Source organism: Rhizobacter sp. Root1221, assembly GCF_001425785.1.
Taxonomy (GTDB): domain Bacteria; phylum Pseudomonadota; class Gammaproteobacteria; order Burkholderiales; family Burkholderiaceae_C; genus Rhizobacter.
Genome location: NZ_LMDI01000012.1, coordinates 1 through 24,326, shown reverse-complemented (window position 1 = coordinate 24,326; position 24,326 = coordinate 1). Strand labels below are relative to the sequence as shown.

Genomic DNA, 24,326 nt, shown 5'->3' with positions numbered 1-24,326 from the left:
TCCATGACCCGCCGCTGGGAACTCGACGCACTGCGCGGGCTGATGCTCGTGCTGATGATCCTCACGCACCTGCCCACCCGGGTGGCGGTGCCCCTCGGGCAACCGCTCGGGTACGTCTCGGCAGCCGAAGGGTTCGTGATGCTGTCGGCCTACATGGCCGGCATCGTCTACACGCTGCGCGCGCGGCGCGATGGCGAACCCGAGATGCGCGAAGCCTTCCTGCGCCGCGCACTCAAGATCTACGCGTGCCAGGCCGCGCTGCTGGTGTTCCTGTTCACGGTGGTGGGGTTCATCGACCTCTTCACCGACGAAACGGCCATCGCCAACCTGACCTCGTTCTTCCGCCAGGACCCGGCCGCGGCGGTGTTCGGCGCCGCGCTGCTGCTGTACAACCCGCCGCTGCTCGACATCCTGCCGATGTACATCGTCTTCATGCTCGCGAGCCCGGTGCTGCTGCTCCATGGCTTGCACCAGGGCTGGACGGGCATCCTCGCCGGCAGCCTCGCCCTGTGGTTCGCCTCGCAGTTCGGGCTCGGCGGCTGGTTGTACGCGCACGCGGTCGACCTCACCGGGTTGCCGGTGCCGGCCGCGGAAACCGGGTCGTTCGCGTTGCTCGCCTGGCAATTCCTGTGGGTGCTGGGGCTGTGGATGGGCGCGGTCAGTGTCACGCCCGCCCGCACGGCCGGGCCGTTGCCGCGCGCGATGGTGGCCACCGCGGCCGTGTATGCCGTGGTCTGCCTGGTATGGCGCCATGCCGTCGGCCAGGTGCCGTTCGGCGACCGGCCGGCGTTGAACCTGTTGTTCGACAAATGGCACCTCGGGCCGTTGCGCCTGCTCGACTTCCTGGCGTTGATGCTGCTGGCGATGCACTTCGCCCCCTGGCTCCAGCGGCACCTGCCGCGGTTGCGGGTCCTCGAAGCGTTCGGTGCCGCATCGCTCACGGTGTTCTGTGGCCACCTGGTGCTGGCGCTGGTCGCGCTGGCCCTGGTGGGCGAGTTCCGCCCCGGGCGGCCGGTGTGGGTGGACGCCGTGATCCTCGTGGGCGGTTTCGTGCTGCTCTACGCCGTGGCGCGTGTGCAGCAATGGGCCACGCGCCGCGCCATCACTTCACGACGGACGACAGCGCCGCCTGCCAGAGCGCGTACCCCTGTGCATTGAGGTGCAGCGCATCGGGCTGGAACAACTCGCGCCGCGGCTGGCCCTGCGGGTCCAGCATCGCGGTGAACACGTCCACGTAGGCCAGCTGCGGGTCACCCGCCAGGTAGGCCCGGGCCAGTTCGTTGGCCTCGCGCACCCGCGGCATCAGCGCGGCCCGCAACGGGCTCGGCTTGATCGACACGTAGGCGATGCGGGTGGCGGGGAGGGCGCTGCGCACCCCCTCGACGAACGTGCGCAGGCTCGCCACCACGTCCTGCGGGGAGCGTCCTTCGGCCAGGTCGTTGTCACCCGCGTACAGCACCACGAGGCGCGGCCGGTACGGCACCACCAGCTCCTTCACGTGTTCGGTGCAATCGAGGAGCCGCGAGCCGCCGAACCCGCGCTGCACCACCGGCACGTCCTTGAACTGGGACTGCAACGACGTCCAGAGCCGGATCGACGAACTGCCCACGAACAGCACCCCGCCCGGTTCGGGTGCATGGGCACGGTCTTCCGCCGCGAAGGCGTCGATGGCCGCCTGCCAGCGCCGCTGGTGCACGGATGCCTTGGTGGCTGGCGCCACCACCTGCGCGTGGGCAACGGCCCCCGCGCCAAGCAGGCCGGCCACGGCCAACGTGGTCTTGATCCAGGTTTTCACGGCGAACCCTCCTGTCGTGAGCCGCCCATCTTGCCGTTGCGCACAATGCCCCTACCGAACCACGAGATTTTTCGCCGTGACCGCCTACCCGAACCTGCTCGCCCCGCTCGACCTCGGTTTCACCACGCTGAAGAACCGCGTGCTGATGGGCAGCATGCACACCGGCCTCGAGGACGGCCGCAAGCACTTCGGCGCGATGGCCGCGTTTTTCGCGGAACGCGCCCGAGGTGGCGTAGGCCTGATGGTCACGGGCGGCTTCTCGCCGAACATCGAGGGCTGGGTCAAACCGTTCGGCGGCACGCTGGCTACCCACGGCGCTGCACGCCGCCACCGCGAGGTGACGGACGCCGTGCACGCCGAAGGCAGCAAGATCGCGCTGCAGATCCTGCACACCGGCCGCTACGGCTACAGCCCGTTCTGCGTGGCACCGTCGCGCCTGCAGTCGCCCATCTCGCCGTTCACGCCGCGGGCACTCACGGCACGCGGCATCGAGCGGCAGATCCGCGCCTTCGTGCGGTGTGCATCGCTCGCCCGCGAGGCGGGGTACGACGGCGTCGAGGTGATGGGCAGCGAGGGGTACCTGATCAACCAGTTCCTCGTCACCCACACCAACCACCGCACCGACGAGTGGGGCGGGGCCTACGAGAACCGCATGCGCCTCGCGCTCGAGATCGTGCGCCGCGTGCGCGAGGCCACCGGCCCCGACTTCATCATCATCTACCGCCTGTCGATGCTCGACCTGATCCCGGACGGCAGCTCGTGGCCCGAGGCCGTGCAACTCGCGAAGGCCATCGCGGCGGCCGGTGCCACGCTGATCAACACAGGCATCGGCTGGCACGAGGCCCGCATCCCCACCATCGCCACCAGCGTGCCGCGCGGCGCATTCGCGTGGGTCACCCGGAAGATGCGCCAGGAATTGCAGGCGGCCGGGGTCACCACACCGCTCATCACCAGCAACCGGCTGAACACCCCCGAGGTGGCCGAGCAGGTGCTCGCCGACGGGTGCGCCGACATGGTGAGCATGGCCCGCCCGCTGCTGGCCGATGCCGAGTTCGTCAACAAGGCCGCGGCCGGGCGCGGTGCCGACATCAACACGTGCATCGCCTGCAACCAGGCCTGCCTCGACCACACCTTCAAGGCCCAGCTCGCCACGTGCCTCGTGAACCCGCGTGCCGGCCACGAAACCACGCTCGTGATCACCCCGGCCGGGCGGCGCAAGCGGGTGGCCGTCGTGGGCGCGGGGCCCGCCGGCCTGGCCGCGGCCACCACCCTCGCCGAACGCGGCCACGAGGTGCACCTGTACGAGAGCGCTGCGGTGATCGGCGGCCAGTTCAACATGGCCCGCCAGGTGCCCGGCAAGGAAGAGTTCAACGAGACGCTGCGCTACTTCACCCGCCGGCTCGACGCCACCGGGGTTCAGCAGCGCCTGGGCCACCGCGTGGACGCGGCCACGCTGGTGGCCGGCCGGTACGACGACGTGGTGCTCGCCACCGGCGTGCACCCGCGCGACCCGCGCATCCCCGGCAGCGACGGCCCCAACGTGCTGAGCTACATCGACGTGCTGCTGCACCACAAGCCGGTGGGCGCCCGCGTGGCCATCGTCGGCGCGGGTGGCATCGGGTTCGACGTGGCGGAGTTCCTCGTCACCGCCCCCGGCCACTCACCCGCGCTGGACCTCGCGGCCTGGCAGGCCGAGTGGGGCGTGACCGATCCGGGCGCGGTGCGCGGCGGCGTCGTGCGCGCCGCACCCACCCCGCCGGCCCGCCAGGTGACACTGCTGCAGCGCAAGCCCGGCAAGCTGGGCAAGGGCCTTGGCAAGACCACCGGGTGGATCCACCGGGCAGCGCTCGCGATGAAGTCGGTCGAGATGGTCGGCGGCGTCAACTACGAGCGCATCGGCCCGCAAGGCCTGTTCGTGACCTTCGGCGAGGACCACCGCGACGGCACGCTGATCGAGTGCGACCACGTGGTGCTGTGTGCCGGCCAGGAGCCGCTGCGCGAACTGCTCGAACCGCTGCGTGCGGCGGGCGTGTCCACCCACCTGATCGGTGGCGCGGACGAGGCCGCGGAACTCGACGCCAAGCGGGCCATCTCGCAAGGCACCGCGCCTGGCGGCGGGCCTCTGACCCAGCGGTATCCGGTTTCGACGCGGCGCCAGAACCCGCGTTCTGGCAGACAAAACCTGCCTGTCGCGGCCGGGACCGCTGCGAACGGGAAACTCCCGAAGCGGGCGGGCAAGGGGCGTCTTAGTCTCGTCGGTTCGGGTGGGCTCGCGGGCCCACCCGCCAACCAGAACGATCCTGCAGGAGCCCCCATGAACGACCTGACCTCCCTTCGGTTGCTGGCCTTGTCCGGCGCTGTGTTCCTCGTGGCGTGCGGGGGTGGAGACGACACCGTCGCTCCCCCCGCGCCGGAGGAAACCCGTGCCCAGGACAGCCGCACGTTCACGCCCGCCGACCCCACGGGGGCCACGTTCACCGCGCTGGCCAACGGTTCGCCCGAGACCGACGGCGCGAGCCGCTACGCCGGGGTGCTGAACGGCGCCGCCTATCGGGTGGAAGTGCCGGCCGCGTGGAACGGCAAGCTCGTGATGTATGCCCACGGCTACGCCGGCACCGGCAGCGCCCTCGGGGTGCAGAACCCCTCGCTCCGGCGCCACCTGCTGCAAAACGGCTACGCCTGGGCCGCGTCCAGCTACAGCAAGAACTACTACGACGTGCGCGCCGGCGTGGAGGACACCAACGCGCTCGCGCTCGAGTTCAACAAGATCACCGCCGCGGCGGGCCGCCCGCTGGCGGCCCCCACCAAGACCTACATCACCGGCCACTCGATGGGCGGGCACATCACGGCCGCGGCCATCGAGGACGAGACCTACGCCACCGCGAACCACAAGGTGAAATACCACGGTGCGGTACCCATGTGCGGGGTGGTGGGTGACACCGAACTGTTCGACTACCTGGCCGCCGCGCAAATCACCGCCCAGGCCCTCGCCGGCGTACCGGCGAACCCCATTGGCAGCTGGGCCGACATCAAGGCGAGCGTCACCGCGAACCTGTTCTCCACGTTCACGGCATCCACCGCCGTGCCCACCGCCAACGGCCAGAAGTACGCGCTGGTGATGCAGAACCTGACCGGCGGCCCGCGGCCGCTGTTCGACCTCGGTTTCGGTGGTCCGTACACCGGGGTGGTGTGGGGCACGTTCGGTGGCGACGGCACCGTCAACGGCATCTTCAACAAAGCATCCGCCGACACCAACCGCTTCACCTACACGATCGACGGCGACACGGCCGGCTCCACGGCCCTGAACGATGCCGCGCTGAAGCTGACTGCGGCCACCGACTTCAACCGCCTGCGCCGCGACGGGCTGCGCTGGGTGCCCAAGGTCAACGGCGAGTTCAAGATCCCCGTGGTGTCGCTGCACACGCTGGGCGACATGTACGTGCCGTTCAGCATGGAGCAGATCTACCGGCGCCGCGTGGAGGCCAAGGGCAACGGCGCCTGGCTCGTGCAGCGGGCCATCCGCGGGGCCGCCCACTGCGACTTCACCGTGCAGGAGCAGGTGGCCGCGTTCGACGCGATGGTGACGTGGGAAGGTGGCGGCGCCAAACCGGCCGGTGACGACGTGTTGACCCCCGCCACCGTGGCGGACACCACGTACGGCTGCACGTTCACCAACAACACGCTCGGCACCGACGAAAGTGCGGCCGTCAATGCGAGCCGGGCCGCGATCGCCGCCGCGCGCCCCTGCCCCTGAGGCGCAGGAGACGGCGCGGCAGCAGCCGGATCACCGTGCGCGGGTGACGCGCACGGGGTTCAGGCCGTCGGACAGCACGAACTCGAAGCTGCCGCCGGCCGGCAGGTCATCGGCGGGCAGGGTCGCATTGCCACCGCGCAGGTCCTGCGCGAGGTTGCGGCGCTGGCCGCCGCCCGTCCACGTGACGGTGAGGTACGGGTGCCGCACCGCATCCCACACGAGCTTCACGGTGCCGCTGGCTTCCTGCACCTGAACCTGCGGCGCGGCCGACAGCGCCGGGTCGGTGCTGCGCAGGGCGGTGGCCCGCGTGGTGACGAGCACCTTGCCGTCACGCAACACCGCCAGGCCCTGGATGGCGCCCGGGTGAGGCACCGTGAACCCGAAGTGCTGCAGCACGGTGTCGTGGTCCAGGGTGCGCGGCGCGAACGGGTAGTCCACCACACCGGCGGCGGTGGTGATGCGCAGCGTGTACGGACCGGCCTCGGGCAACCGGGCCTCGCCCAGGAGCGACTTCACCGGGTTCAGTTCGGCCCCTGTGGCGCCGATCTCGCCGCTGATCAGCAGCAACTCCTGTGCGGGGCCAGCCTGGGCTTTTGCGGCCATGACCATCTTGTCGGTGGGCGTCAGGTACGTCTGCATCTGACGGTAGTTGTAGTCGGAGAACACCTCGCCACCACAGTAGCTCATGATGTCGTGCCGGTCGGTGGGCCGCGGGTCGTAGAAGGTGGCGGTGTCGGCCAGGTAGGGCCACACGTAGCGGCCGGGTTTGCCGAGGTTCGCGTCCGGATACGGGTACTTCGGATCGGGGTTGCCCGCGCCGCCGCAGGCCGCGTGGGGCAGCGAGAAGTTGTGCCCCAGTTCGTGGGCCACCACGTCGCGCACGGTTTTCGGTGAATCCGGCATGTCGAAGCCCACGCCGGAATTGCCCCCCACGTACGCCAGGCCCGCGAGCCCCCAGGTGCGTTTCGGGATGAAGCCGAAATAGTGGTCGTGGCGGGCGGCGCCCTCCAGCGTGTGCAGGTCGGCGAGTTCCCCGAGGATCTTGCCGAACGCGTCGCTCCAGCCGGCGTCTGACGTGGGCAGCGTGGTGACACGGCCCGACACGTAGGTGTTGTGGGCCTGCACCGTCACGGCCGACACCGGGAACAGCGCCTGCACGTGGGGGCCCTGGTTGGCCGGCAGCTTGCCGGCCGTGCCGGCGATCTGGACCGAGATGGGAATGAACTTCATGGGCACGCCACCACCCACCCGCGGTGTGATCGTGGTGCCCGGGCTGCTGCCGATGAGGGCCGTCAGGCGCAAGCCCGGTTTCACGAGGTCTGCGGGCACCGTGACCGTGTAGGCGTCGGTGAAACTCGGCACCTGCGGCACGGTGCCGGGCAGGTTGCCGGTGGGCGTGGCCAACAGCAGGTCGCGGGTGACCCCGTCCACCGTGTTCTCCACACGCAGCGTGCCGCTTGGCTTGGCGGCCCCCGCCGTGCTGCTGGTCACGTTGACCTTCACCAGCACGGCCTTGCCACTCACCAGCACGAGCGCGCTGTCGTCGCTGTTGAACAGCAGCGACTGCGCGAGCTGGATGCCGCCCACCGGCGACGCCGTCACCGGTGGGGTGACCGGTGGGGTGGCCGGGGCCACCACCTTCAGCGACGACGCGGTGTCGTTGAACCCCTGGCCCCCGAGGTTCGCACTGTCGGCCGTCAACGTCACCGAGCGGCCGCCGTAGGCGATGTGCTGGAACAGCTGCAGCTTGTAGCCGGCCTTCACCTTCACCGACGAGATGCGGTCGTTCCAGGCGTTGCCGAGCCAGTTGTTGTCGGCACTGCCGCAGAAGCTCTTGCCCTGGTAGTTGGCGTGTTCGAAGTAGCACACCGGGTCAGCGGCCGCCTCCGCCGCCTCGACCGTGGCCTCCAGCGCCGCAGCGCTGTCGCCGGACGCCGACGCGTTGCCACCGCCACCGCCGCAGGCGGCCAGCAGCACGGTCAGCGATGCGAGCGGCAGCATCAGGCGATGGACGGGCGACGCGGACGCCAGGGGGGAAAGGGCTTGTCGGGACACGAACGGACCTCCTTGCAGATGTGACGGAACGCGGAGAACCGCGATTTCCGTGAATTACTGCAAGGTTCGAGCCGCTTTCGACTTGCAACCAATGGTCAAGGAGCCTTTGGTTGCGCCTGGAAGAAACCGGTTCCAACTCTTCCCTCGGTGACGGCTTGCGTGATCCGCTTTCGATGACAAATCACCGGCGAACGCCATACCGAAGGTTAGGGGGGTCGAGGCTGTCGATGTTTGTTGCGTCGATTACGAACCGACGCGCTTGCGACAAACTCCGACCATCAAGTGACACGGAAGGCGCGTTCAGCCGCGTCCGAGCAACTTGCTTTCGGCCAGTGCCAGCGGCTCGGGCAAGCCCGACAGCACCAGCGTGTCGCCGGCCGCCAGTCGCAGCTTGTCGTCGGGCCGGGTCACCGCGCCGGAGGCCCGGCGCACCGACACCACGCTCACGCCCAGCGCGTGCAACGCGAGCGACTCCAGCGTGTCCCCGAGGCTGGCTGCGGCGGGGGGCAGGCTCACGCTGAGCAGGCGCGCCTGCTGGCGCTCGTCCATCGTGTCGTCGTCGGCGCCGTGGAAGTAGCCTCGCAGCAGGCCATAGCGCGCGTCGCGCTGGTCCTGCACGACACGGATCACGCGGCGCATGGGCACCCCCACCAGCGCGAGTGCGTGGCTCGCGAGCATCAGGGACCCCTCGATGGTCTCGGGCACCACCCCCGTGGCGCCCGCGGACTGCAGGCGCTCGATGTCGGTGTCGTCGCGCGTGCGCACGATCACCGGCACCTTCGGCGCGTGCTCCTGCACGAGGTGCAGGATCTTGAGGGCCGACGCCGTGTCGTGGTAACTCACCACCACCGCGTTCGCCCGGGCGAGGCCCGCGGCCATCAGGCTCTGCAACCGGGCCGCGTCACCGAACACCACGCTCTGGCCGGCCGCGGTGGCCTGGCGCACGCGGTCGGGATCCAGGTCGAGCGCCATGTACGGGATGTGCTCCTGCTCCAGCAGCCGGGCAAGGTTCTGCCCGCTGCGGCCGTAGCCGGCGATGATGATGTGGGCCTCGGTGTTGATGGCCCGCTTGGCGATGCGCGTCATGGCCACCGACTGCATCAGCCAGTCACTCGAACTCAGCCGCATCACGATGCGGTCGCTGTGCATGATCAGGAACGGCGTGGCCAGCATCGACAGCACCATGCTCGCAAGCACCGGGCTCTGCAGGTGCGCCGGCAGCAGGTTCTGCTGCGTGGCCAGGGTCAGCAGCACGAAACCGAACTCACCGGCCTGCGCGAGGTACAGGCCCGTGCGCAGCGCCACGCCGGGTGGGGCCCCGAACACCTTCGCCAGCCCCGCCACCAACGTGAACTTGAACAGCACCGGCATCACGCTCAGCAGCAGCACCAGGCCCCAGCGCTGCATCACGATCTCTGCATTGAGCTTCATCCCGATGGTGATGAAAAAGAGGCCTAGCAGCACGTCGTGGAACGGCCGGATGTCGGTCTCCACCTGGTGCTTGTATTCCGTCTCCGCGATCAGCATGCCGGCCACGAATGCGCCGAGCGCCAGCGACAGGCCGGCGTGCTCGGTGAGCCAGGCGAGGCCCAGCGTAACCAGCAGCAGGTTCAGGATGAACAGTTCCTCGCTGCGCCGCCGCGCCACGATCGTGAGCCACCAGCGCATCACCCGTTGCCCGCCCACCAGCAGCACCGTCAGCAGCGCGGCCGCCTTCAGGGCCGCGAACACGAGCGACTGCATCAGCACCTCGGGCGACGACCCGAGCGCCGGGATCAGCACCAGCAGCGGCACCACGGCCAGATCCTGGAACAGCAGCACCCCCATCACACGGCGGCCGTGCTCGGACTCCAGCTCCAGCCGTTCGGCCATCAGCTTGACGACGATGGCCGTGCTGCTCATCGCGAGCGCCCCGCCCAGCGCCACCGCGCTCTGCCAGCCGAGGCCCCAGCTGCGGCCTGCCATGGCCAGGCCCCAGGCCAGCACCACGTTGCCGGCCACCGCGGCGAGGATGGTCAGCGACACCTGGCTCAGCCCCAGCCCGAACACCAGCGTGCGCATGCTGCGCAACTTGGGCAGGTTGAACTCGAGGCCGATCACGAACATCAGGAACACCACGCCAAACTCGGCGAGGTAGGTGATGCCCGCCGAGTTCTTCGCCAGCGCGAGCGCGTTCGGGCCGATCAGCACCCCCACGGCCAGGTACCCGAGCATGGGCGGCAGCTTCAGCGAGCGGCAGGCGGCCACGCCGAGAACAGCCGCAACCAGATACAACAACACCAGTTCCAGGGTGGAGGCCATCAGAGGGGACGGGGAGGGGGAGGGTGCCTACAATCGCTCCATCCTACTGGACCCAGGCCTCCCATCGTGCCCAGCCCCGCTGTATCTCCCGAAACTTTCGACGCCCCACGCGCGCTGCGTCTCGCCCACGACACATTCGACATCGAATCGAAGGCCTTGCTGGGCCTGAAGGCCCGCCAGGGGGAAGGTTTCACCCAGGCCGTGCTGGCCATGCTTCGCTGCACCGGCCGCGTGGTCGTGATGGGCATGGGCAAGAGTGGCCACGTGGGCCGCAAGATCGCCGCCACGCTGGCGTCCACCGGCACGCCGGCCATGTTCGTCCACCCGGCCGAGGCCAGCCATGGCGACCTCGGCATGGTCACCCCGGGCGACGTGGTGCTGGCCATCTCCAACTCGGGTGAAAGCGACGAACTCGCGGCCATCCTGCCGGCCCTGAAACGGGTGGGCATCACGCTCGTGGCCATGACGGGGCGCCCCGGGTCGTCGCTCGCCAGCCACGCCGACATGGTGCTCGACAGCGGTGTCGACCAGGAAGCCTGCCCGCTGAACCTCGCCCCCACCGCCAGCACCATCGCGCAGATGGCCGTCGGCGACGCGCTGGCCGTGGCGCTGCTCGACGCCCGCGGTTTCCGCGAGGAAGACTTCGCCCGCTCGCACCCCGGCGGCAGCCTCGGGCGCAAGCTGCTCACCCACGTGCGCGACGTGATGCGCAGCGGCGACGAGGTGCCCCGCGTGGCACCCGACACCCCGTTCGTCGACATGATGAAGGAGATGACCCGCAAGGGCCTCGGCGCCACCGCCGTGGTCGATGCCGCGGGCGAGGTGCTCGGCATCTTCACCGACGGCGACCTGCGCCGCCTCGTCGAGGGCGGCAACGACCTGCGCGGCCTCACCGCACGCGAAACCATGCACGCCAAACCCCGGCTCGTGCGCGCCGACGCGCTGGCCGTCGAGGCCGCCGACCTGATGGAACAGCACCGCATCACGAGCGTGCTCGTGGTCGACACCACCGGCCAGCTGGTGGGCGCGCTGAACACCAACGACCTGATGCGGGCGAAGGTCATCTGATGCCCACCCCTGTCCTGTCCCCCGTCCTGTCGTTTCCCCCCGAGCTGTTGCTGAAGGCCCAGGGCATCCGCGCCGCCATCTTCGACGTCGACGGTGTGCTCACCGACGGCCGCATCTACATCGGCGCCGGTGGCGAGGAATTCAAGGCGTTCAACACCCTCGACGGCCACGGCCTGAAGCTGCTGGCGCAGGGTGGCATCGAACCCATCGTCATCACCGGCCGCGATTCACCGGCGGTGCGCCGCCGCGTGGCCGACCTCGGCATCCGCCACGCGGTGTACGGTGCCCACGACAAGCTGGCCGCCGCCCACGGCGTGATGGCCACGCTCCAGGTCGACTGGTCACAGCTCGCCGCCATCGGCGACGACTGGCCCGACCTGCCGCTGATGACCCGCGTGGCGTTCGCCTGCGCACCTGCCAATGCCCACGCCGAGGTGCTGGCCGTGGCCCACCACGTCACCACGGCGCGGGGCGGCTACGGCGCGGCCCGCGAATGCTGCGACGTGCTGCTGACCGCCTGCGGCGCCTACGCCCGGCTGCTGCACGGCCACCTCACCACCCTCGACGCCTCGCCCTGACCGTGGTCGACACCACCTCGCCCAACACCCTCGCGCCGCCGGAGTTCGACCTCTCGCCAGCGCCGCAGAGGCAGCCGTGGACCTGGCAGCTTGCGCAGATGGCCTCCACTTACCTGCCGGTGATGCTGATGGCCCTGCTGGCCATCGGCACGTGGTGGCTCGTCAAGAACACCGTGCCGCCGAGTGACGACCGCCCGGCGGTGGCCCCGCGCCACGAACCCGACTACGAGATGCACCACTTCTCGGTCCAGAGGTACACCCCCGCCGGCACCCTCGAAGCGCAGCTCGAAGGTGAAACCCTGCGCCACTACCCGGACACCGACACACTCGAGATCGACAACGTGCGCCTGCGCGCCATTGACAGCGAGAACCGCACGTCCGTCGCCACCGCGCACCACGCCCTCACCGACAGCGCGGCCACCGAGGTGCAGCTGATGGGCCAGGCCGAGGTGGTGCGCGAGGCCACGCCCACCGAGGCGGCCATCCACTTCCGCAGCGAGTTCCTGCACGCCTTCGTGCAGGCCGAACGGGTGTTCTCGAACAAGCCCGTCGTGGTCACCCAGGGCGGCACCGAGGTGCAGGCCGACGGCATGGAATACACACACAAGGACGGCGTGATCCGCTTCACCGGCCGGTCACGCGCGGTATTCGACCCGAGCCCGCGGAAACCATGACGGCGCCGCTGGCCTACATCACCGGCGCCTCCAGCGGCCTCGGCCAGGCCATGGCGCTGCGCTACCACCGCGCCGGTTACCGCCTCGCACTGGTGGCACGCCGCGGCGCCGAGGTGGAGGCCTGGGCCCGGGCACAAGGCATCGCCCCGGAACACTGCAGCGTGTTGGCCGCCGACGTGCGCGACATCGACGCCATCACCGCCGCAGGCCGCGCCTGCATCGCCGCGTCGGGATTGCCCGACGTGGTGATCGCCAACGCCGGTATCAGCCTCGGCATCGACACCGCCATCTTCGAGGACCTGGAGGTGATGCGCCGCACGTACGAGACCAACAACATCGGCATGGCTGCCACGTTCCAACCGTTCATCGCGCCCATGCGCGACCGGGGCACGGGCCGCCTCGTGGGAATCGCGAGCGTGGCCGGCATCCGCGGCCTGCCGGGGCACGGCGCCTACTGCGCCAGCAAGGCCGCGGTGATCAGTTACCTGGAAAGCCTGCGCGGTGAACTGCGGGCATCGGGCGTGCGCGTGGTGACGGTGCTGCCGGGCTACATTGCCACCCCGCTGACCGCGCAGAACCGCTACAGCATGCCGTTCCTGATGCAGCCCGAGGACTTCGCCGACCGGGCCTTCGACACCATCACCGCCGGCACCAGCTACCGCGTGATCCCGTGGCAGATGGGCGTGGTGGCGCGCCTGATGCGCGCACTGCCGAACGGGCTGTTCGACCGCCTGCTGGTGGGCCGCGCCCGCAAACACCGCGCGGGCGAGTGACCGCACCGGGCTGAGAAGGGCGCCCCAAAAGGCAAAGGCGGCAACGCCGAAACGTGTGCCGCCTTGTGAGGTTCGCCGGGCCACCCACGTTACCGTGGGCAACCCGCTACGAGGGGTGGATCAGTAGCCGCCGCCGCCCGAACGGCCACCGCCGCCGTAGCCACCGCCGCCACCCGAACGGCCACCGCCGCCGTAGCCGCCGCCGCCGCCGCCGGAACGGCCACCGCCGCCACCGCCATAGCCGCCACCGCCACTGCCGCCACCGCCGTAGCCACCACTGCCGCCGCCGCCGTAGCCGCCACCGCTGGAACGGCCACCGCCGCCACCACCGTAGCTGCCACCGCCGCCGCCGCCGTAGCCGCCGCCACCCGAACGGCCACCGCCGCCGCCACCGAAGCCGCCCGGACGCTCTTCACGAGGACGTGCTTCGTTGACCACGAGGGCGCGACCGTCGAGGTCCTTGCCGTTCATGCCGCTGATGGCCGATTGGGCCTCGGCGTCCGAGCTCATTTCGACAAAGCCGAAGCCCTTCGAACGGCCGGTGTCGCGGTCCATCATGACCTTGGCCGAGGAGACTCCGCCGAATTGGGCGAAGGCTTGCTGGAGATCGTCGTCTCGAATGCTGTACGAGAGGTTACCGACGTAGAGTTTGTTGCCCATGGAGAGCGCCTTTCATTTCCTAGTTTCAGAGAACCATGTGGAGCTTTAACCTATCCCGAACCTCAAGCGAAGGCGCTGCTTCCAGACACAGAATCTGCATTATCAATTAATTTCCCGAGCGCGTGCAAATGATGGAAACCCCTTAGGAAATGCGGTTCTGCGCGGAGTGTTGTTTTCGAGGCGTCCGTGTAAGAAATGTCCTGCAAGGACGCCGCCGCTCAACGCCACTCACAATACGGATATGGATATCTACAAGCCCTTGATCGCGTTGCTCGCCATCGTGAACCCCATTGGTGCAATCCCCTTCTTTATCCATTTCACACAGGGTTTCACCCCAGAACAGCGCCGCCGCACCATTCGGGTGAGCGCCTTCAGCGCCTTCGTCGTGATTGCCGTCAGCGCGTTGGCGGGATTGAAGATCATCGAGTTTTTTGGTATTTCGCTGGCCTCCTTCCAGGTGGGCGGTGGCACGCTGCTGCTGATATCGGCGCTGCAGATGCTGAACGCCCAGCCCGCCGAGACCCGCGAGGAGGACGTCAGCGAGGGTGACCACAAGGTCGACGCGGGCGACAGCATCGCCATCGTGCCGCTGACCATCCCGCTGCTGACCGGCCCGGCCACCATCTCCACGATGGTGATCTACGCCGACAAGACGCACCACTGGTGGGAGCTCGCCTACCTGGTCGGCTACGGCATCGTGATCGGCATCTCGGTGTGGCTCGCGTTCAGCGCGTCCGGACGCATCGCCAAGGTGCTCGGCCGCACCGGCATCAACGTGATGACCCGCCTGATGGGGCTGCTGCTCGCCGCGCTGGCCGTCGAGGTGATGTCCGACGGTCTCCTGAAGTTGTTCCCGGTCCTCGCCAGCACGCTGCACTGAGGCGTCGCTTCACCGCGACTTCACACAGCACTTCACGGGCGCTTCACCGCGTGGAGCGACAGTGCGCCGTCCAACGAAACAGACGGAAGTTCCCCATGAAACTCAACCCCACCTTGATCAAGGTGCTGACCCTGCTGGCCATCGTCGGCCTGCTGATGCTCGCCCTCGCGCGGGTCGGTGGCCTGGTCGACGAACGCCAGCAGCGTGCGAGCGAGGCCCGCCGCAGCATCGAGCAGGCGCAGGCCGGCCCACAGGCCTTGCTCGGGCCGGTGCTGCGCGCGGTGTGCCACGAGACGTGGGAGACCGTCGAACGCAAGGGCAACACGATGGTGACCTCCACCCTGCGCCGCGAGTTCTTCACCGACGCCACGCCCGACCGGCTCGACATCGTCGGCAACGTCGTGATGGAGGCCCGCTACCGCGGGCTCTTCAAGGTCAACACCTACGTGACCGACACCACCTTGTCCGCTCAGTGGAAGCCGCTCCAGCCCGAAGCGGAGAACCCGAAGGGCCGGGTCACCTGTGGCTCGCCCACGCTCGCCGTGGCCCTGAGCGACAGCCGCGGCCTGCGCGAAGCCCACGTGCAGATTGACGGCCAGGAGGTCGCCGTGTTGCCCGGCACCCCGTTCAAGAAACTCCCGTCCGGCTTCCACGCCGTGGTGCCCCGCACGGTGGCCGACACGATCACCGCCAAGGTGAAGCTGCAGATCGTCGGCACCGGCGACCTCGCCATCGCCCCGGTGGGAGACAACAACCAGGTGGCACTGACCGCCAACTGGGGCCACCCGTCGTTCGGCGGCCGCTTCCTGCCGGTGCAACGCGACGTGGAGGAGGGCAAGTTCACCGCCCACTGGCGCATCTCCGCGCTGGCCAGCAGCGCCGACCGCGACTTCTTCGCCGGGCGGGCCTTGTGTACCGGGGTGTCGGCCGCAGACAAAGACAACAATCGCTACAGCAGCAACGACGACACGGTCGTCACCGCCGCCGCCACCGCGTCCGATGGCCCGTCGGCGCCGGGCTGCATCGAGACCTTCGGCGTGGACTTCATCGACCCGGTCAACGCCTACTCGCTGAGCGACCGCGCACTGAAGTACGGCCTGCTGTTCATCGCGCTGTCGTTCGTGGCCGTGGGCATGGTCGAGGTGCTGCGCCGCCTGCGCGTGCACCCGGTGCAGTACCTGCTGGTGGGTTGTGCGCTGAGCGTGTTCTTCCTGTTGCTGCTGAGCCTGTCCGAACACCTGGCGTTCGGCATCTCGTACGCGGTGGCCGCCACGGCCTGTGTGTCGCTGCTCGCCTTCTATGCCACACACGTGCTCGGCGGCTGGCGCGCGGGCCTGCTGTTCGGCACCGGCATCGCGGGCCTCTACGGCGCGCTGTACCTGCTGCTGCAGATGGAACAGACCGCGATGGTGCTGGGTTCGGTGCTGCTGTTCCTCGTGCTCGCCGCCGTGATGGTGCTCACGCGCCGGGTGGACTGGTACGGGTTGATCCGCTCGACGACGCCCGCGGCGTGACTAGACTCCGCGGGTGACCCCATCGACCTACGACCACATCATCTGCGGGGCCGGCACCGCCGGCTGCCTTCTCGCCAACCGCCTCAGCGCCGATCCGAACCGGCGCGTGCTGCTCATCGAAGCGGGGGGCCATGACGACTATCTGTGGATCCACGTGCCGGTGGGGTACCTGAAGTGCATCGGCAACCCGCGCACCGACTGGCTGTACCAGACCGAGCCCGACCCCGGGCTCAACGGCCGGGCGCTTCGCTACCCGCGCGGCAAGGTGCTGGGCGGCAGCTCCAGCATCAACGGCATGATCTACATGCGCGGCCAGGCACGCGACTACGACCACTGGGACGCCCTCGGCAACCCCGGCTGGACGTGGGACGAGTGCCTGCCGTTCTTCCTCCAGCACGAAGACTTCTACCGTGGCGCCGATGCGGCCCATGGCGCGGGTGGTGAGTGGCGTGTCGAACGCCAGCGCCTGCGGTGGGACATCCTCGACGCGTTCGCCGAGGCCGCGCAGCAGGCCGGCATCCCGCACACCGACGACTTCAACCGTGGCAACAACGAAGGGGTGGGGTACTTCCACGTGAACCAGCGGCGCGGCATCCGCTGGAACGCGTCCAAGGCCTTCCTGCGGCCGGTGGTGGACCGGCCGAACCTGCAGGTGTGGACCGGCGCCCACCTGTCGCGCGTGCGGGTGGAGACCACCGACCGGGGCCCGCGTGCCGTGGGCGTGCAGGTGATCCCGGCCGGCGGCGGCGCCCCCATCGACGTCACGGCCACGCAGGGGGTGGTGATGTGCACCGGTGCCGTGGGCACGCCCCACCTGCTGCAGCTCTCCGGCATCGGCGACGGCGCGTTGCTGAACGGCCTCGGCATCCCGGTCACGCACCACCTGCCCGGCGTGGGTGGCAACCTGCAGGACCACCTGCAGGTCCGCGCGGTGTACGCGGTCGAAGGCACCCGCACGCTCAACACGATGAGCCGCTCGTGGTGGGGCCGCGCCACCATCGGGATGCAATACGCGTGGAACCGCAGCGGCCCGCTCAGCATGGCGCCGTCGCAGCTCGGGGTGTTCACCCGCAGCAGCACCGACCGGCCGCACGCCAACCTCGAATACCACGTGCAACCGCTGTCGCTCGACGCCTTCGGTGAACCCCTGCACACCCACGACGCCTTCACCGCCAGCGTGTGCAACCTGAACCCCACGAGCCGCGGCCGCATCGTGGCCCGGTCGCCCGATCCGCTCGCCGCGCCCGCCATCCACACCGGCTACCTCAGCACCGACGAAGACCGCCAGGTGGCGGCCGATTCGTTGCGGGTCACGCGCCACATCGCCGCCCAGCCAGCACTCGCCCGGTTCAAGCCGCGCGAGATGCGTCCCGGGACCGAGTTCGTCAGCGACCACGACCTGAGCCGCCTCGCGGGCGACATCGGCACCACCATCTTCCACCCGGTGGGCACCGCGAAGATGGGGCCGGCCAGCGACCCGGCGGCAGTGGTGGACGCCCGCCTGCGTGTGCACGGCATCGGCGGCCTGCACGTGGCCGACGCCAGCGTGATGCCCACCATCACCAGCGGCAACACCAACTCGCCCACGCTGATGATCGCGGAACGCGCCGCGCGCTGGATCCTCGACGGCGACGGCGCCTGACCGTCACGACAGCAGCTGGCGGCGCGCCCGGTGCAGGCGCACGAACAGGTTGTCCTCGCTGATCGACAGCGCCTGGCACACCGCATCGGTGGATTCGTCCTGCAGCACCCGCAGGCGCATCACGTCGCGCAGCCCGGCCGGCAGGGCCTCGATGCGCGCGAGCGTGCGGGTCAGCCGCTCGCGCTGCTCGGCCCGTTCGTCAGGGCGGGGCAGGGGGCACGGCGTCCCCGGGCCGTCTTCTTCATCGTCCCCGTCATCCAGGCTCACCGTGCCCGCCCGCTGGCGGATCAGGTCCACCACCTTGTGCTTCAGGATCGCGGTGAGCCACGAGCGCAAGGCGGAACGGCCGCCGAAGCTGGCGCGGCCCGACAGCACCGCCTCGAACACGTCGTGCACCAGGTCCTCCGCGAGCATCGGATCGTGCAGGCGCCGCTGGGCGAAGCGGACGAGGTAGGTGCGGTGGGACACCAGGTCTGCGCAGGGGATGGCGTGGGCAACTGGGGTGGCGGGGAGGGCGGTGGCAGTGATCGGGGTCATGGCGGCTCCAGCGAAGCGGTGCGATGTCATCACTGTCGCGGGGGCACCTCGCACGGCCCTCACCGAACCTCACAGGAAGATCACATTTGCGTAAGAAGAACCGACGCCGGACGACAATCCGGCCATGCCCGCCACCGTGCTCGTCGCCGAAGACCAGACCGACATCCGTGAACTGCTCACCCTCCACCTGCGCCAGGCCGGGTACGAGGTGACGGCGGTGACGGACGGCGAGGCCGCGCTCGCCAGCCAGAACGAGGGGGGCCACGACCTGCTGATCCTCGACCTGATGATGCCCAAGCTCGATGGCCTCGAGGTGTGCAAGGCCCTTCGCGCCCGTGGCCGCACCATGCCCATCCTGATGCTCACGGCCAAATCCACCGAACTCGACCGGGTGCTGGGCCTGGAGTTGGGCGCCGACGACTACCTCACGAAGCCCTTTTCGCTCGCGGAACTGCTGGCCCGCGTGAAGGCGCTGCTGCGGCGCGCCGACCTGCTGCGTGCCGCGCAGGCCAGCGGCGCGGCCAGCGGCGTGTTGCGCAACGGCGACCTGGAAATCCTCCCCACGAAACGCCAGGTGCGCTGGCAGGGCAAGCCGCTCGAGTTCACGGCCCTCGAGTTCGACCTGCTGCTGCACTTCGCGAACCACCCGGGCCACGTGTTCTCGCGCGGGCAGTTGCTCAACGCCGTGTGGGGCTACACCCACGACGGCTACGAACACACCGTCACCACGCACATCAACCGCCTGCGCGCCAAGCTCGAGGCCGACCCGATGCGCCCGCAGCTGATCCTCACGGTGCGAGGTGCGGGCTACAAGATGCGCGAAAGCCCATGAGCGTTCGCCTCAAGATCGCACTGACGATCTTCGCCACCGGCCTCGTCACCGCGCTCGCCGTGATCGCCACCGTGCTGCTGGCGTTCCAGCGGTTCGAACACGAGACCACCTACCAGCGTGCCACCCGCTTCCTCGGCCGCGTGGCCTCCATGTACGACAACATGGTCGACATGCACCAGCGCCAACCGGACGACTTCAACGGCTTCCTGCGCAACCTCGTGCTGTTCGAACCCGACACCCAGCTGTACCTGCTGGACCCGGCCGGCACCGTGCTGTCCAGCACGGGCAGCGCCCAGCTGCCACCGGGGTTCGCGGTGGCCCTCGGGCCGGTGAAGCAGTCGATCAACCAGCGGGCCGCCCCGTACGTGATGGGCGACGACCCGGAACGCATGGACGCCAATGCCGTGATCGCCGCGGTACCCCTCAGCCGGTCGACGATCCGTGCCAACGACCCGGTCGCCGGCTACCTGTACCTCGTGGCCCACCGCGACGCCGAACCCGCCACCCGCTGGCAGGCCTTGCGTGCCAGTGCCGGGCGGCCGGCCCTCGGGCTGATCCTCGCGATCGTCGGCTTCACCACGCTGCTGGCCGCGCTGGTGGTGGCGTCGGTGACCCGGCCACTGCGGCGGCTGACCGATGCGGTGGCCGCGCTGTCTCGCAAGGGCCTGCAGGAGGGCGCAGCGGACGCCGGCCCGCTGCTGCCCCCGGCCACCCGCGACGAGTTCGGCCAGCTGACCATGGCCTTCGGCGCGATGCTGAGCACCCTGCAGACCCAGTGGGACACCATGCGCCGGCTCGACCATTTCCGCCGGGAGGCGGTCAGCAACCTGTCCCACGACCTGCGCTCACCGCTGACCGCCACCGCCGGTTGCCTCGAAACGCTCGAGGCCCGCTGGGCCGGCGACCCGGCACGCGCCGAGGACAGCCGGCTCGCCGGTGTGGCGCTGCGCAACACGCGCAACGCCGCGGGCCTGGTCAAGGCCCTCGGCGACCTGGCCACCCTCGACGAACCGAGTTTCCAGCTGCGCCTCGAACAGGTGGACCTGCGGGAGCTGCTGGACGACATCGCGATGCGCTTCCACGAACGCGCCGTGCGCCACGGCATCGTGCTCGCCGCCAGCCCGGGTGACCACCCGGTCGTGGCCCACATCGACATCGAATTGTTCGAACGTGCCGTGGCCAACCTGGTGGACAACGCCCTGAAGTTCTGCGGCACCGGCTGCCACGTCACGCTGGCCGCCGAAACGCGCGGCGACGGCGTGCACGTCTGGGTGGCCGACACCGGCCCGGGCATCCCCGCCGACGAACTGGCCCACCTGTTCGACCGGTTCTACCAGGCCCGCACGTCCGTCGAACCCGCATCGGCCGACACTGGCCGCGGCCTGGGCCTTGCCATCGTGAAGCGCATCGCCGAACTTCACGGCGGCCGCGTGGCGGTCACCAGCGAACCGGGGCACGGCACCCGGGTCGCCATCGAACTGCCCACCGGCTGAGTGCAGCGGGCATCATCGCGCTCTAAGTGCACGCATGCACACAAACCAAGGTGCCAGCCTGGTGAAATCGGGGTGACTCCCCCGTTCGATCACAGCCCCCAAGTGTTAGGTGCAGGGAAACACCTAGCTCGACAGTGAACGGTCGTGCAGTAAAGTGACTTCACTCGCAGCGGACATGCACCACATGGGTCGCAGGGCGGGGGACAGAGGAGACATCCACGCACCAATGGCACCTGCCCGCGGCTGCGACAACAGGCCGGGGCACGGCATCACCGTGATCCCGCCGATGAAAACGGAAGAAGGGCGCCCGGGCAACCTGGCGCCCTTTTTTCCGACCGCCCCCGGCGAAAACCGCAGCACGCCCCTCGGCGGCCCGGATCGGTCAGACTGCCGGGTTGCGCGCCGCGCCCCCTCTCCCGTCAGCATGCTCGAACTCCTCACCGTCTCCGTGGCCTCCTTGTTGGCCGGTTTCATCGATGCCATCGTGGGTGGCGGGGGTCTCATCCTGGTCCCTGCGCTGTTCAGCGTGTTCCCCACGGCGGCACCCGCCACGCTGTTCGGCACCAACAAGTCCGCCGCCATCCTGGGCACCGCCTGGGCCACGGTGCAGTTCTCGCGCCGCGTCGAGATGCGCTGGCATGCGTTGGCCCCTGCTGCCGGTGCCGCCCTCGCCGGCAGCTTTGCCGGCGCGTGGACCGTCACGCTCGTCAGTGCGGACGGCCTGCGCAAGGCACTGCCGTTCGTGCTGCTCGCGGTGTTCCTCTACACACTGGCCCGCAAGGACCTGGGCCGCACCCACGCCCCGCAATACAGCGGCCGCACCGAGGCGCTGCTCGCGAGCACGGTGGGGGGTGTCGTCGGCTTCTACGACGGCTTCTTCGGGCCTGGCACCGGCAGCTTCTTTGTGTTCCTGTTCGTGCGGGTGCTCGGCTACGATTTCCTCAATGCGTCGGCCAGCGCCAAGCTGCTCAACACCGCCACCAACGCGGCCGCCATCGTGCTGTTCGCGCTGAAGGGCCACGTGTGGTGGCACATCGCCGCGGTCATGGCCATCGCCAACATCGCGGGCAGCCTGCTCGGCACCCGCCTCGCACTGAAACACGGCGCAGGCTTCGTGCGGGGTGTGTTCATCGTGGTCGTGGGACTCCTGATCCTCAAGACCGGCTGGGACGGTCTCTTCCGAACCGCCGCCTGAACCGCGGAGGAAGCCCTGTTAAGCCCCCTTGTTCAGCTTTACGGGGGTGGGCGGGGTGGTTAGCATGGGTTCAGGACACCCTTGACCTTGGACCACGCCATGTCGTCAGTCGACCCCAAACTCCGCTCGCTCAACATCGACATCCCCGCGCAACCCGAAGCGCTGGTGCAGCTGTCGCTGTTGCTGGCCGAAGAGGATGTCAACGTCCAGGCCATCGGCCACCTGATCGAAAGCGACATGTCGCTCGCGGCCGCCGTGATGAAGGCGGTCAACTCGTCGCTGTATGGCCTGAAGGGCCGTGTGCAGAGCGTGCAACAGGCCGTCACCTACCTAGGCACCCGCGAGGTGGCCGCCGTCACCTTTGAATTCGGCCTGCGTGCGGTGTTCCCGCCCGCGCCGGAGCTCGATGCGGTGTGGCAGCGTGCAGCCGTGCGAGGCCTGCTGATGGGCCGCATCGGCCAGACGCTCAGCGTCGACCCGTGGGGCGCCCACTCCGCCGGCCTGTTCGAGGAATGTGGCAAGGCCGTGCTCTTCAAGCACGCGCAGGAACAATACCGCCCCCTGCTGCAGAAGGCCCACAACGACACCGAACTCGTCGACCTCGAACATGAGGCCTTTGGCGTGAGCCACGACGCGCTGGGCGCCGCTTTGTGCGAAAGCTGGGGCCTGTCACCGGGCGCCGTGGCCAGCGTGCGCCACCATGTGCGTGTCAACGCGCTGCACCAGCTGCCTTCCCAGGCGCCGCGCCGTTCCATCTGCGTGTTGTCCGCGCTGGCCAACACGCTCATGACCGACCCCGACCGCCTCGAGGAAGTGGCCCAGGCCGTGGCCCCGCAGGCCATGCTGGACCAGACGCTGGTGCTGCGCGGGGCGCGAAAGGTCAAGCAACAGATCGAAGACGCTGAAGCGCGAGGGTAGTTCCTCCGCTCCGTCCTCCCGGCGAAGGCCGGGATCCCCACCCTCCGCAGGCGGAACACGGGTGCGCAACGCCCCGCTGCAGATCCCGGCCTKCGCCAATGGGATGGACGCCCCACCCCTAACGGCATCGATGTGCCAAAGTGGAAGTGTCTAAGCAACCACTGACGAAAGCGAGGCGTCCACCATGNCGCCAATGGGATGGACGCCCCACCCCTAACGGCATCGATGTGCCAAAGTGGAAGTGTCTAAGCAACCACTGACGAAAGCGAGGCGTCCACCATGAAGGTTAAAGCAATCGGCCTGGATCTGGCAAAGAGCGTGTTTCAGGTGCACGGCGTCGACGAGCGTGAGCGCAAGCTGTTCAACCGGCAGATCAAGCACGCTCAGCTGATGGAGTTCTTCGTGAAGCTGCCGCCTTGCATCGTGGCGATGGAGGCTTGCTCAAGCGCTCACTATTGGGCGCGCAAGCTGGCGGCGCTGGGTCACACGGTCAAGCTGATCGCACCGCAGCACGTCAAGCCGTTCGTCAAGACGAACAAGAACGATGCGGCGGATGCGGAGGCCATCTGCGAGGCAGTCTTGCGGCCCAACATGAAGTTCGTTGCCGCGAAGTCGCCGGAGCAGCAGGCCGTCGGCGCGCTGCAAGCGATTCGGGACGGCGCAATGAAAGCGCGCAATGCCACTGGCAACCGCCTGCGAGGCCTGCTGATGGAGTTTGGCGTGCGAATCCCCAAGGGCATCTCGTACGTGAGCAAGCATGTCCCGCAGGTCGTAGAGGATGCGAGCAACGAGCTGCCTGCGATCTTGAGGGTGGCGCTGTTCGAGGAGTATGAGCAGTTCAAGGCGCTGGATACGCGCATTGCTCAGGTTTACAAGCAAATCGAGCGGTGGCACCGGGCGAGCGCAGCGAGCCAGGCGTTGGAGCAGATACCCGGCGTCGGCGTGCTCACGGCCACCTCGATGGTGGCGCACGCGGGGGAYCCGGACTCGTTTGCCAACGGCCGCCAGGTCAGCGCTTGGCTGGGGATCGTGCCCAAGCAGCACTCCAGCGGCGGCAAGACCAAGCTGCTGGGGATCAGCAAGAACGGTGACAGCCGTTTGCGCACGCTACTGATCCACGGAGCGCGTTCAGTGGTGACCGCGCTCAAACGCAGACTGGCCGGGGGCGCCGACCCGAGCAAACTCACTTCGACCGAGCGATGGCTGGTCGAGCTGCTCAAGCGGCGAAACACGAACGTCGTGTGCGTTGCCTTGGCCAACAAGAATGCGAGAACGGCATGGGCGGTCCTGAAACACGGCCGTCCGTATGAGCCCGGGCACGTCAGCCTGAGCCCCCGGGCCAGGGCAGCGTTGGCCGCAGGCTGAGGCCCCTACAACGATCAATCGGCAACCCCGAGAAAGGTTCCTCCCGAGTTGCGCTGGCACTCACAGCATCGATGGCAAAACAGGTCAGACCGTGACCGGAACAAGCCCGTTCATCCCGCCGCACCTCCAAAGTGCGTTACGCCGATGGGGCCCCGGTCAGCAAATACCCACTGTGGACAGCGGCACAGCCGCAACTTCAAAGTCCGGATGTACGGGTGCAACTCTCTTCCTGCCAGCCAGACCATGCCAACAAAGTGCTTGCGAAACAGGGGCGTCCATGTACGGGATGACA

At 68.9% G+C, this 24,326-nt stretch carries 19 protein-coding genes and 1 pseudogene; 15 read left to right on the top strand and 5 right to left on the bottom strand.

All coding sequences use genetic code 11. From position 1 onward, the window contains the following. Positions 1-3: 3 nt before the first annotated feature. Positions 4-1,158, top strand: coding sequence for an OpgC domain-containing protein (gene opgC, locus ASC87_RS09930; RefSeq protein ID WP_082568522.1), 1,155 nt, complete (start codon positions 4-6; stop codon positions 1,156-1,158). On the opposite strand, the gene ASC87_RS09925 is transcribed toward opgC, so the two are convergent. After that, complete coding sequence (locus tag ASC87_RS09925; RefSeq protein ID WP_056660314.1) at positions 1,103-1,795, bottom strand: SGNH/GDSL hydrolase family protein; 693 nt, start codon at positions 1,793-1,795, stop codon at positions 1,103-1,105. The two genes, opgC and ASC87_RS09925, sit on opposite strands and share 56 nt — an antisense overlap. Before the next feature lie 145 nt (positions 1,796-1,940). Between ASC87_RS09925 and ASC87_RS33170 the strand changes: the two are divergent. Next, positions 1,941-3,921 (top strand): annotated as a pseudogene (locus ASC87_RS33170) (FAD-dependent oxidoreductase). Between the two features lie 188 nt (positions 3,922-4,109). Then, positions 4,110-5,549 (top strand): alpha/beta hydrolase family protein, encoded by a 1,440-nt coding sequence (locus ASC87_RS33705; RefSeq protein WP_369820749.1) that lies wholly within the window; start codon positions 4,110-4,112, stop codon positions 5,547-5,549. 30 nt (positions 5,550-5,579) lie between these two features. Here the strand turns inward: ASC87_RS33705 and ASC87_RS09915 are convergent, their stop codons facing one another. Both ASC87_RS09915 and ASC87_RS09910 read right to left on the bottom strand, forming a co-directional pair. Beyond that, the gene (locus ASC87_RS09915; protein ID WP_157603946.1) at positions 5,580-7,604 is read right to left on the bottom strand and encodes a peptidase inhibitor family I36 protein; all 2,025 of its coding nucleotides are present in this window, start codon (positions 7,602-7,604) and stop codon (positions 5,580-5,582) included. Between the two features lie 300 nt (positions 7,605-7,904). After that, positions 7,905-9,905 (bottom strand): cation:proton antiporter, encoded by a 2,001-nt coding sequence (locus ASC87_RS09910; RefSeq protein WP_056660308.1) that lies wholly within the window; start codon positions 9,903-9,905, stop codon positions 7,905-7,907. Positions 9,906-9,968: 63 nt separating this feature from the next. Here ASC87_RS09910 and ASC87_RS09905 point away from each other — a divergent pair, with 63 nt between their 5' ends. The 4 genes from ASC87_RS09905 to ASC87_RS09890 are packed head-to-tail and all read left to right on the top strand — an operon-like array spanning position 9,969 to position 12,998. Continuing rightward, complete coding sequence (locus tag ASC87_RS09905) at positions 9,969-10,973, top strand: SIS domain-containing protein (protein WP_082568553.1); 1,005 nt, start codon at positions 9,969-9,971, stop codon at positions 10,971-10,973. Further along, positions 10,973-11,551 carry an HAD family hydrolase gene (locus ASC87_RS09900; RefSeq protein ID WP_056660305.1) on the top strand — a complete coding sequence of 193 codons (579 nt, stop codon included), beginning with the start codon at positions 10,973-10,975 and terminating at the stop codon, positions 11,549-11,551. Before ASC87_RS09905 ends, ASC87_RS09900 begins: the two co-directional genes overlap by 1 nt. A 2-nt stretch (positions 11,552-11,553) precedes the next feature. Beyond that, positions 11,554-12,225, top strand: a complete 672-nt coding sequence (gene lptC / locus ASC87_RS09895) for an LPS export ABC transporter periplasmic protein LptC (RefSeq protein ID WP_056660302.1) — start codon at positions 11,554-11,556, stop codon at positions 12,223-12,225. After that, entirely contained in the window at positions 12,222-12,998 is a 777-nt protein-coding gene (locus ASC87_RS09890) for an SDR family oxidoreductase (RefSeq protein WP_056660299.1), read from the top strand. The genes lptC and ASC87_RS09890 overlap by 4 nt, the downstream gene beginning before the upstream one ends. Positions 12,999-13,118: 120 nt before the next feature. On the opposite strand, the gene ASC87_RS09885 is transcribed toward ASC87_RS09890, so the two are convergent. Further along, entirely contained in the window at positions 13,119-13,658 is a 540-nt protein-coding gene (locus ASC87_RS09885; protein ID WP_056660297.1) for an RNA-binding protein, read from the bottom strand. A 241-nt stretch (positions 13,659-13,899) separates the two neighbouring features. On the opposite strand from ASC87_RS09885, the gene ASC87_RS09880 reads away from it, so the two are divergent. From ASC87_RS09880 to ASC87_RS09870, 3 genes are all read left to right on the top strand, one after another. Continuing rightward, the gene (locus ASC87_RS09880; protein WP_056660294.1) at positions 13,900-14,538 is read left to right on the top strand and encodes a MarC family protein; all 639 of its coding nucleotides are present in this window, start codon (positions 13,900-13,902) and stop codon (positions 14,536-14,538) included. Positions 14,539-14,633: 95 nt separating this feature from the next. Further along, positions 14,634-16,052, top strand: coding sequence for a cell envelope integrity protein CreD (gene creD, locus ASC87_RS09875; RefSeq protein ID WP_056660291.1), 1,419 nt, complete (start codon positions 14,634-14,636; stop codon positions 16,050-16,052). A gap of 13 nt (positions 16,053-16,065) precedes the next feature. After that, complete coding sequence (locus ASC87_RS09870) at positions 16,066-17,694, top strand: GMC family oxidoreductase (protein WP_056660288.1); 1,629 nt, start codon at positions 16,066-16,068, stop codon at positions 17,692-17,694. A gap of 3 nt (positions 17,695-17,697) precedes the next feature. On the opposite strand, the gene ASC87_RS09865 is transcribed toward ASC87_RS09870, so the two are convergent. Beyond that, complete coding sequence (locus ASC87_RS09865; RefSeq protein WP_056660285.1) at positions 17,698-18,231, bottom strand: sigma-70 family RNA polymerase sigma factor; 534 nt, start codon at positions 18,229-18,231, stop codon at positions 17,698-17,700. A 124-nt stretch (positions 18,232-18,355) separates the two neighbouring features. On the opposite strand from ASC87_RS09865, the gene ASC87_RS09860 reads away from it, so the two are divergent. The 5 genes from ASC87_RS09860 (at position 18,356) to ASC87_RS09840 (ending at position 24,034) form a co-directional block, all read left to right on the top strand. After that, complete coding sequence (locus ASC87_RS09860) at positions 18,356-19,063, top strand: response regulator transcription factor (RefSeq protein ID WP_056660282.1); 708 nt, start codon at positions 18,356-18,358, stop codon at positions 19,061-19,063. Beyond that, positions 19,060-20,556, top strand: coding sequence for a HAMP domain-containing sensor histidine kinase (locus tag ASC87_RS09855; protein WP_056660279.1), 1,497 nt, complete (start codon positions 19,060-19,062; stop codon positions 20,554-20,556). Before ASC87_RS09860 ends, ASC87_RS09855 begins: the two co-directional genes overlap by 4 nt. 424 nt (positions 20,557-20,980) lie before the next feature. Next, a complete protein-coding gene (locus ASC87_RS09850) occupies positions 20,981-21,751 on the top strand; it encodes a TSUP family transporter (RefSeq protein WP_056661188.1) in 771 nt (256 codons plus the stop codon). Between the two features lie 99 nt (positions 21,752-21,850). Further along, complete coding sequence (locus tag ASC87_RS09845) at positions 21,851-22,669, top strand: HDOD domain-containing protein (RefSeq protein ID WP_056661185.1); 819 nt, start codon at positions 21,851-21,853, stop codon at positions 22,667-22,669. A 279-nt stretch (positions 22,670-22,948) separates the two neighbouring features. After that, the gene (locus tag ASC87_RS09840) at positions 22,949-24,034 is read left to right on the top strand and encodes an IS110 family transposase (protein ID WP_056660276.1); all 1,086 of its coding nucleotides are present in this window, start codon (positions 22,949-22,951) and stop codon (positions 24,032-24,034) included. Positions 24,035-24,326 lie beyond the last annotated feature (292 nt).

Bases quoted from the DNA above. Each gene is read 5' to 3' on its own strand.
- ASC87_RS09900 (WP_056660305.1), top strand. From the start codon at position 10,973: ATGCCCACCCCTGTCCTGTCCCCCGTCCTGTCGTTTCCCCCCGAGCTG.
- ASC87_RS09885 (WP_056660297.1), bottom strand. From the start codon at position 13,658: ATGGGCAACAAACTCTACGTCGGTAACCTCTCGTACAGCATTCGAGAC.
- ASC87_RS09890 (WP_056660299.1), top strand. From the start codon at position 12,222: ATGACGGCGCCGCTGGCCTACATCACCGGCGCCTCCAGCGGCCTCGGC.
- ASC87_RS09860 (WP_056660282.1), top strand. From the start codon at position 18,356: ATGCCCGCCACCGTGCTCGTCGCCGAAGACCAGACCGACATCCGTGAA.
- opgC (WP_082568522.1), top strand. From the start codon at position 4: ATGACCCGCCGCTGGGAACTCGACGCACTGCGCGGGCTGATGCTCGTG.
- ASC87_RS09910 (WP_056660308.1), bottom strand. From the start codon at position 9,905: ATGGCCTCCACCCTGGAACTGGTGTTGTTGTATCTGGTTGCGGCTGTT.
- ASC87_RS33705 (WP_369820749.1), top strand. From the start codon at position 4,110: ATGAACGACCTGACCTCCCTTCGGTTGCTGGCCTTGTCCGGCGCTGTG.
- creD (WP_056660291.1), top strand. From the start codon at position 14,634: ATGAAACTCAACCCCACCTTGATCAAGGTGCTGACCCTGCTGGCCATC.
- ASC87_RS09850 (WP_056661188.1), top strand. From the start codon at position 20,981: ATGCTCGAACTCCTCACCGTCTCCGTGGCCTCCTTGTTGGCCGGTTTC.
- ASC87_RS09865 (WP_056660285.1), bottom strand. From the start codon at position 18,231: ATGACCCCGATCACTGCCACCGCCCTCCCCGCCACCCCAGTTGCCCAC.
- ASC87_RS09855 (WP_056660279.1), top strand. From the start codon at position 19,060: ATGAGCGTTCGCCTCAAGATCGCACTGACGATCTTCGCCACCGGCCTC.
- ASC87_RS09880 (WP_056660294.1), top strand. From the start codon at position 13,900: ATGGATATCTACAAGCCCTTGATCGCGTTGCTCGCCATCGTGAACCCC.
- ASC87_RS09845 (WP_056661185.1), top strand. From the start codon at position 21,851: ATGTCGTCAGTCGACCCCAAACTCCGCTCGCTCAACATCGACATCCCC.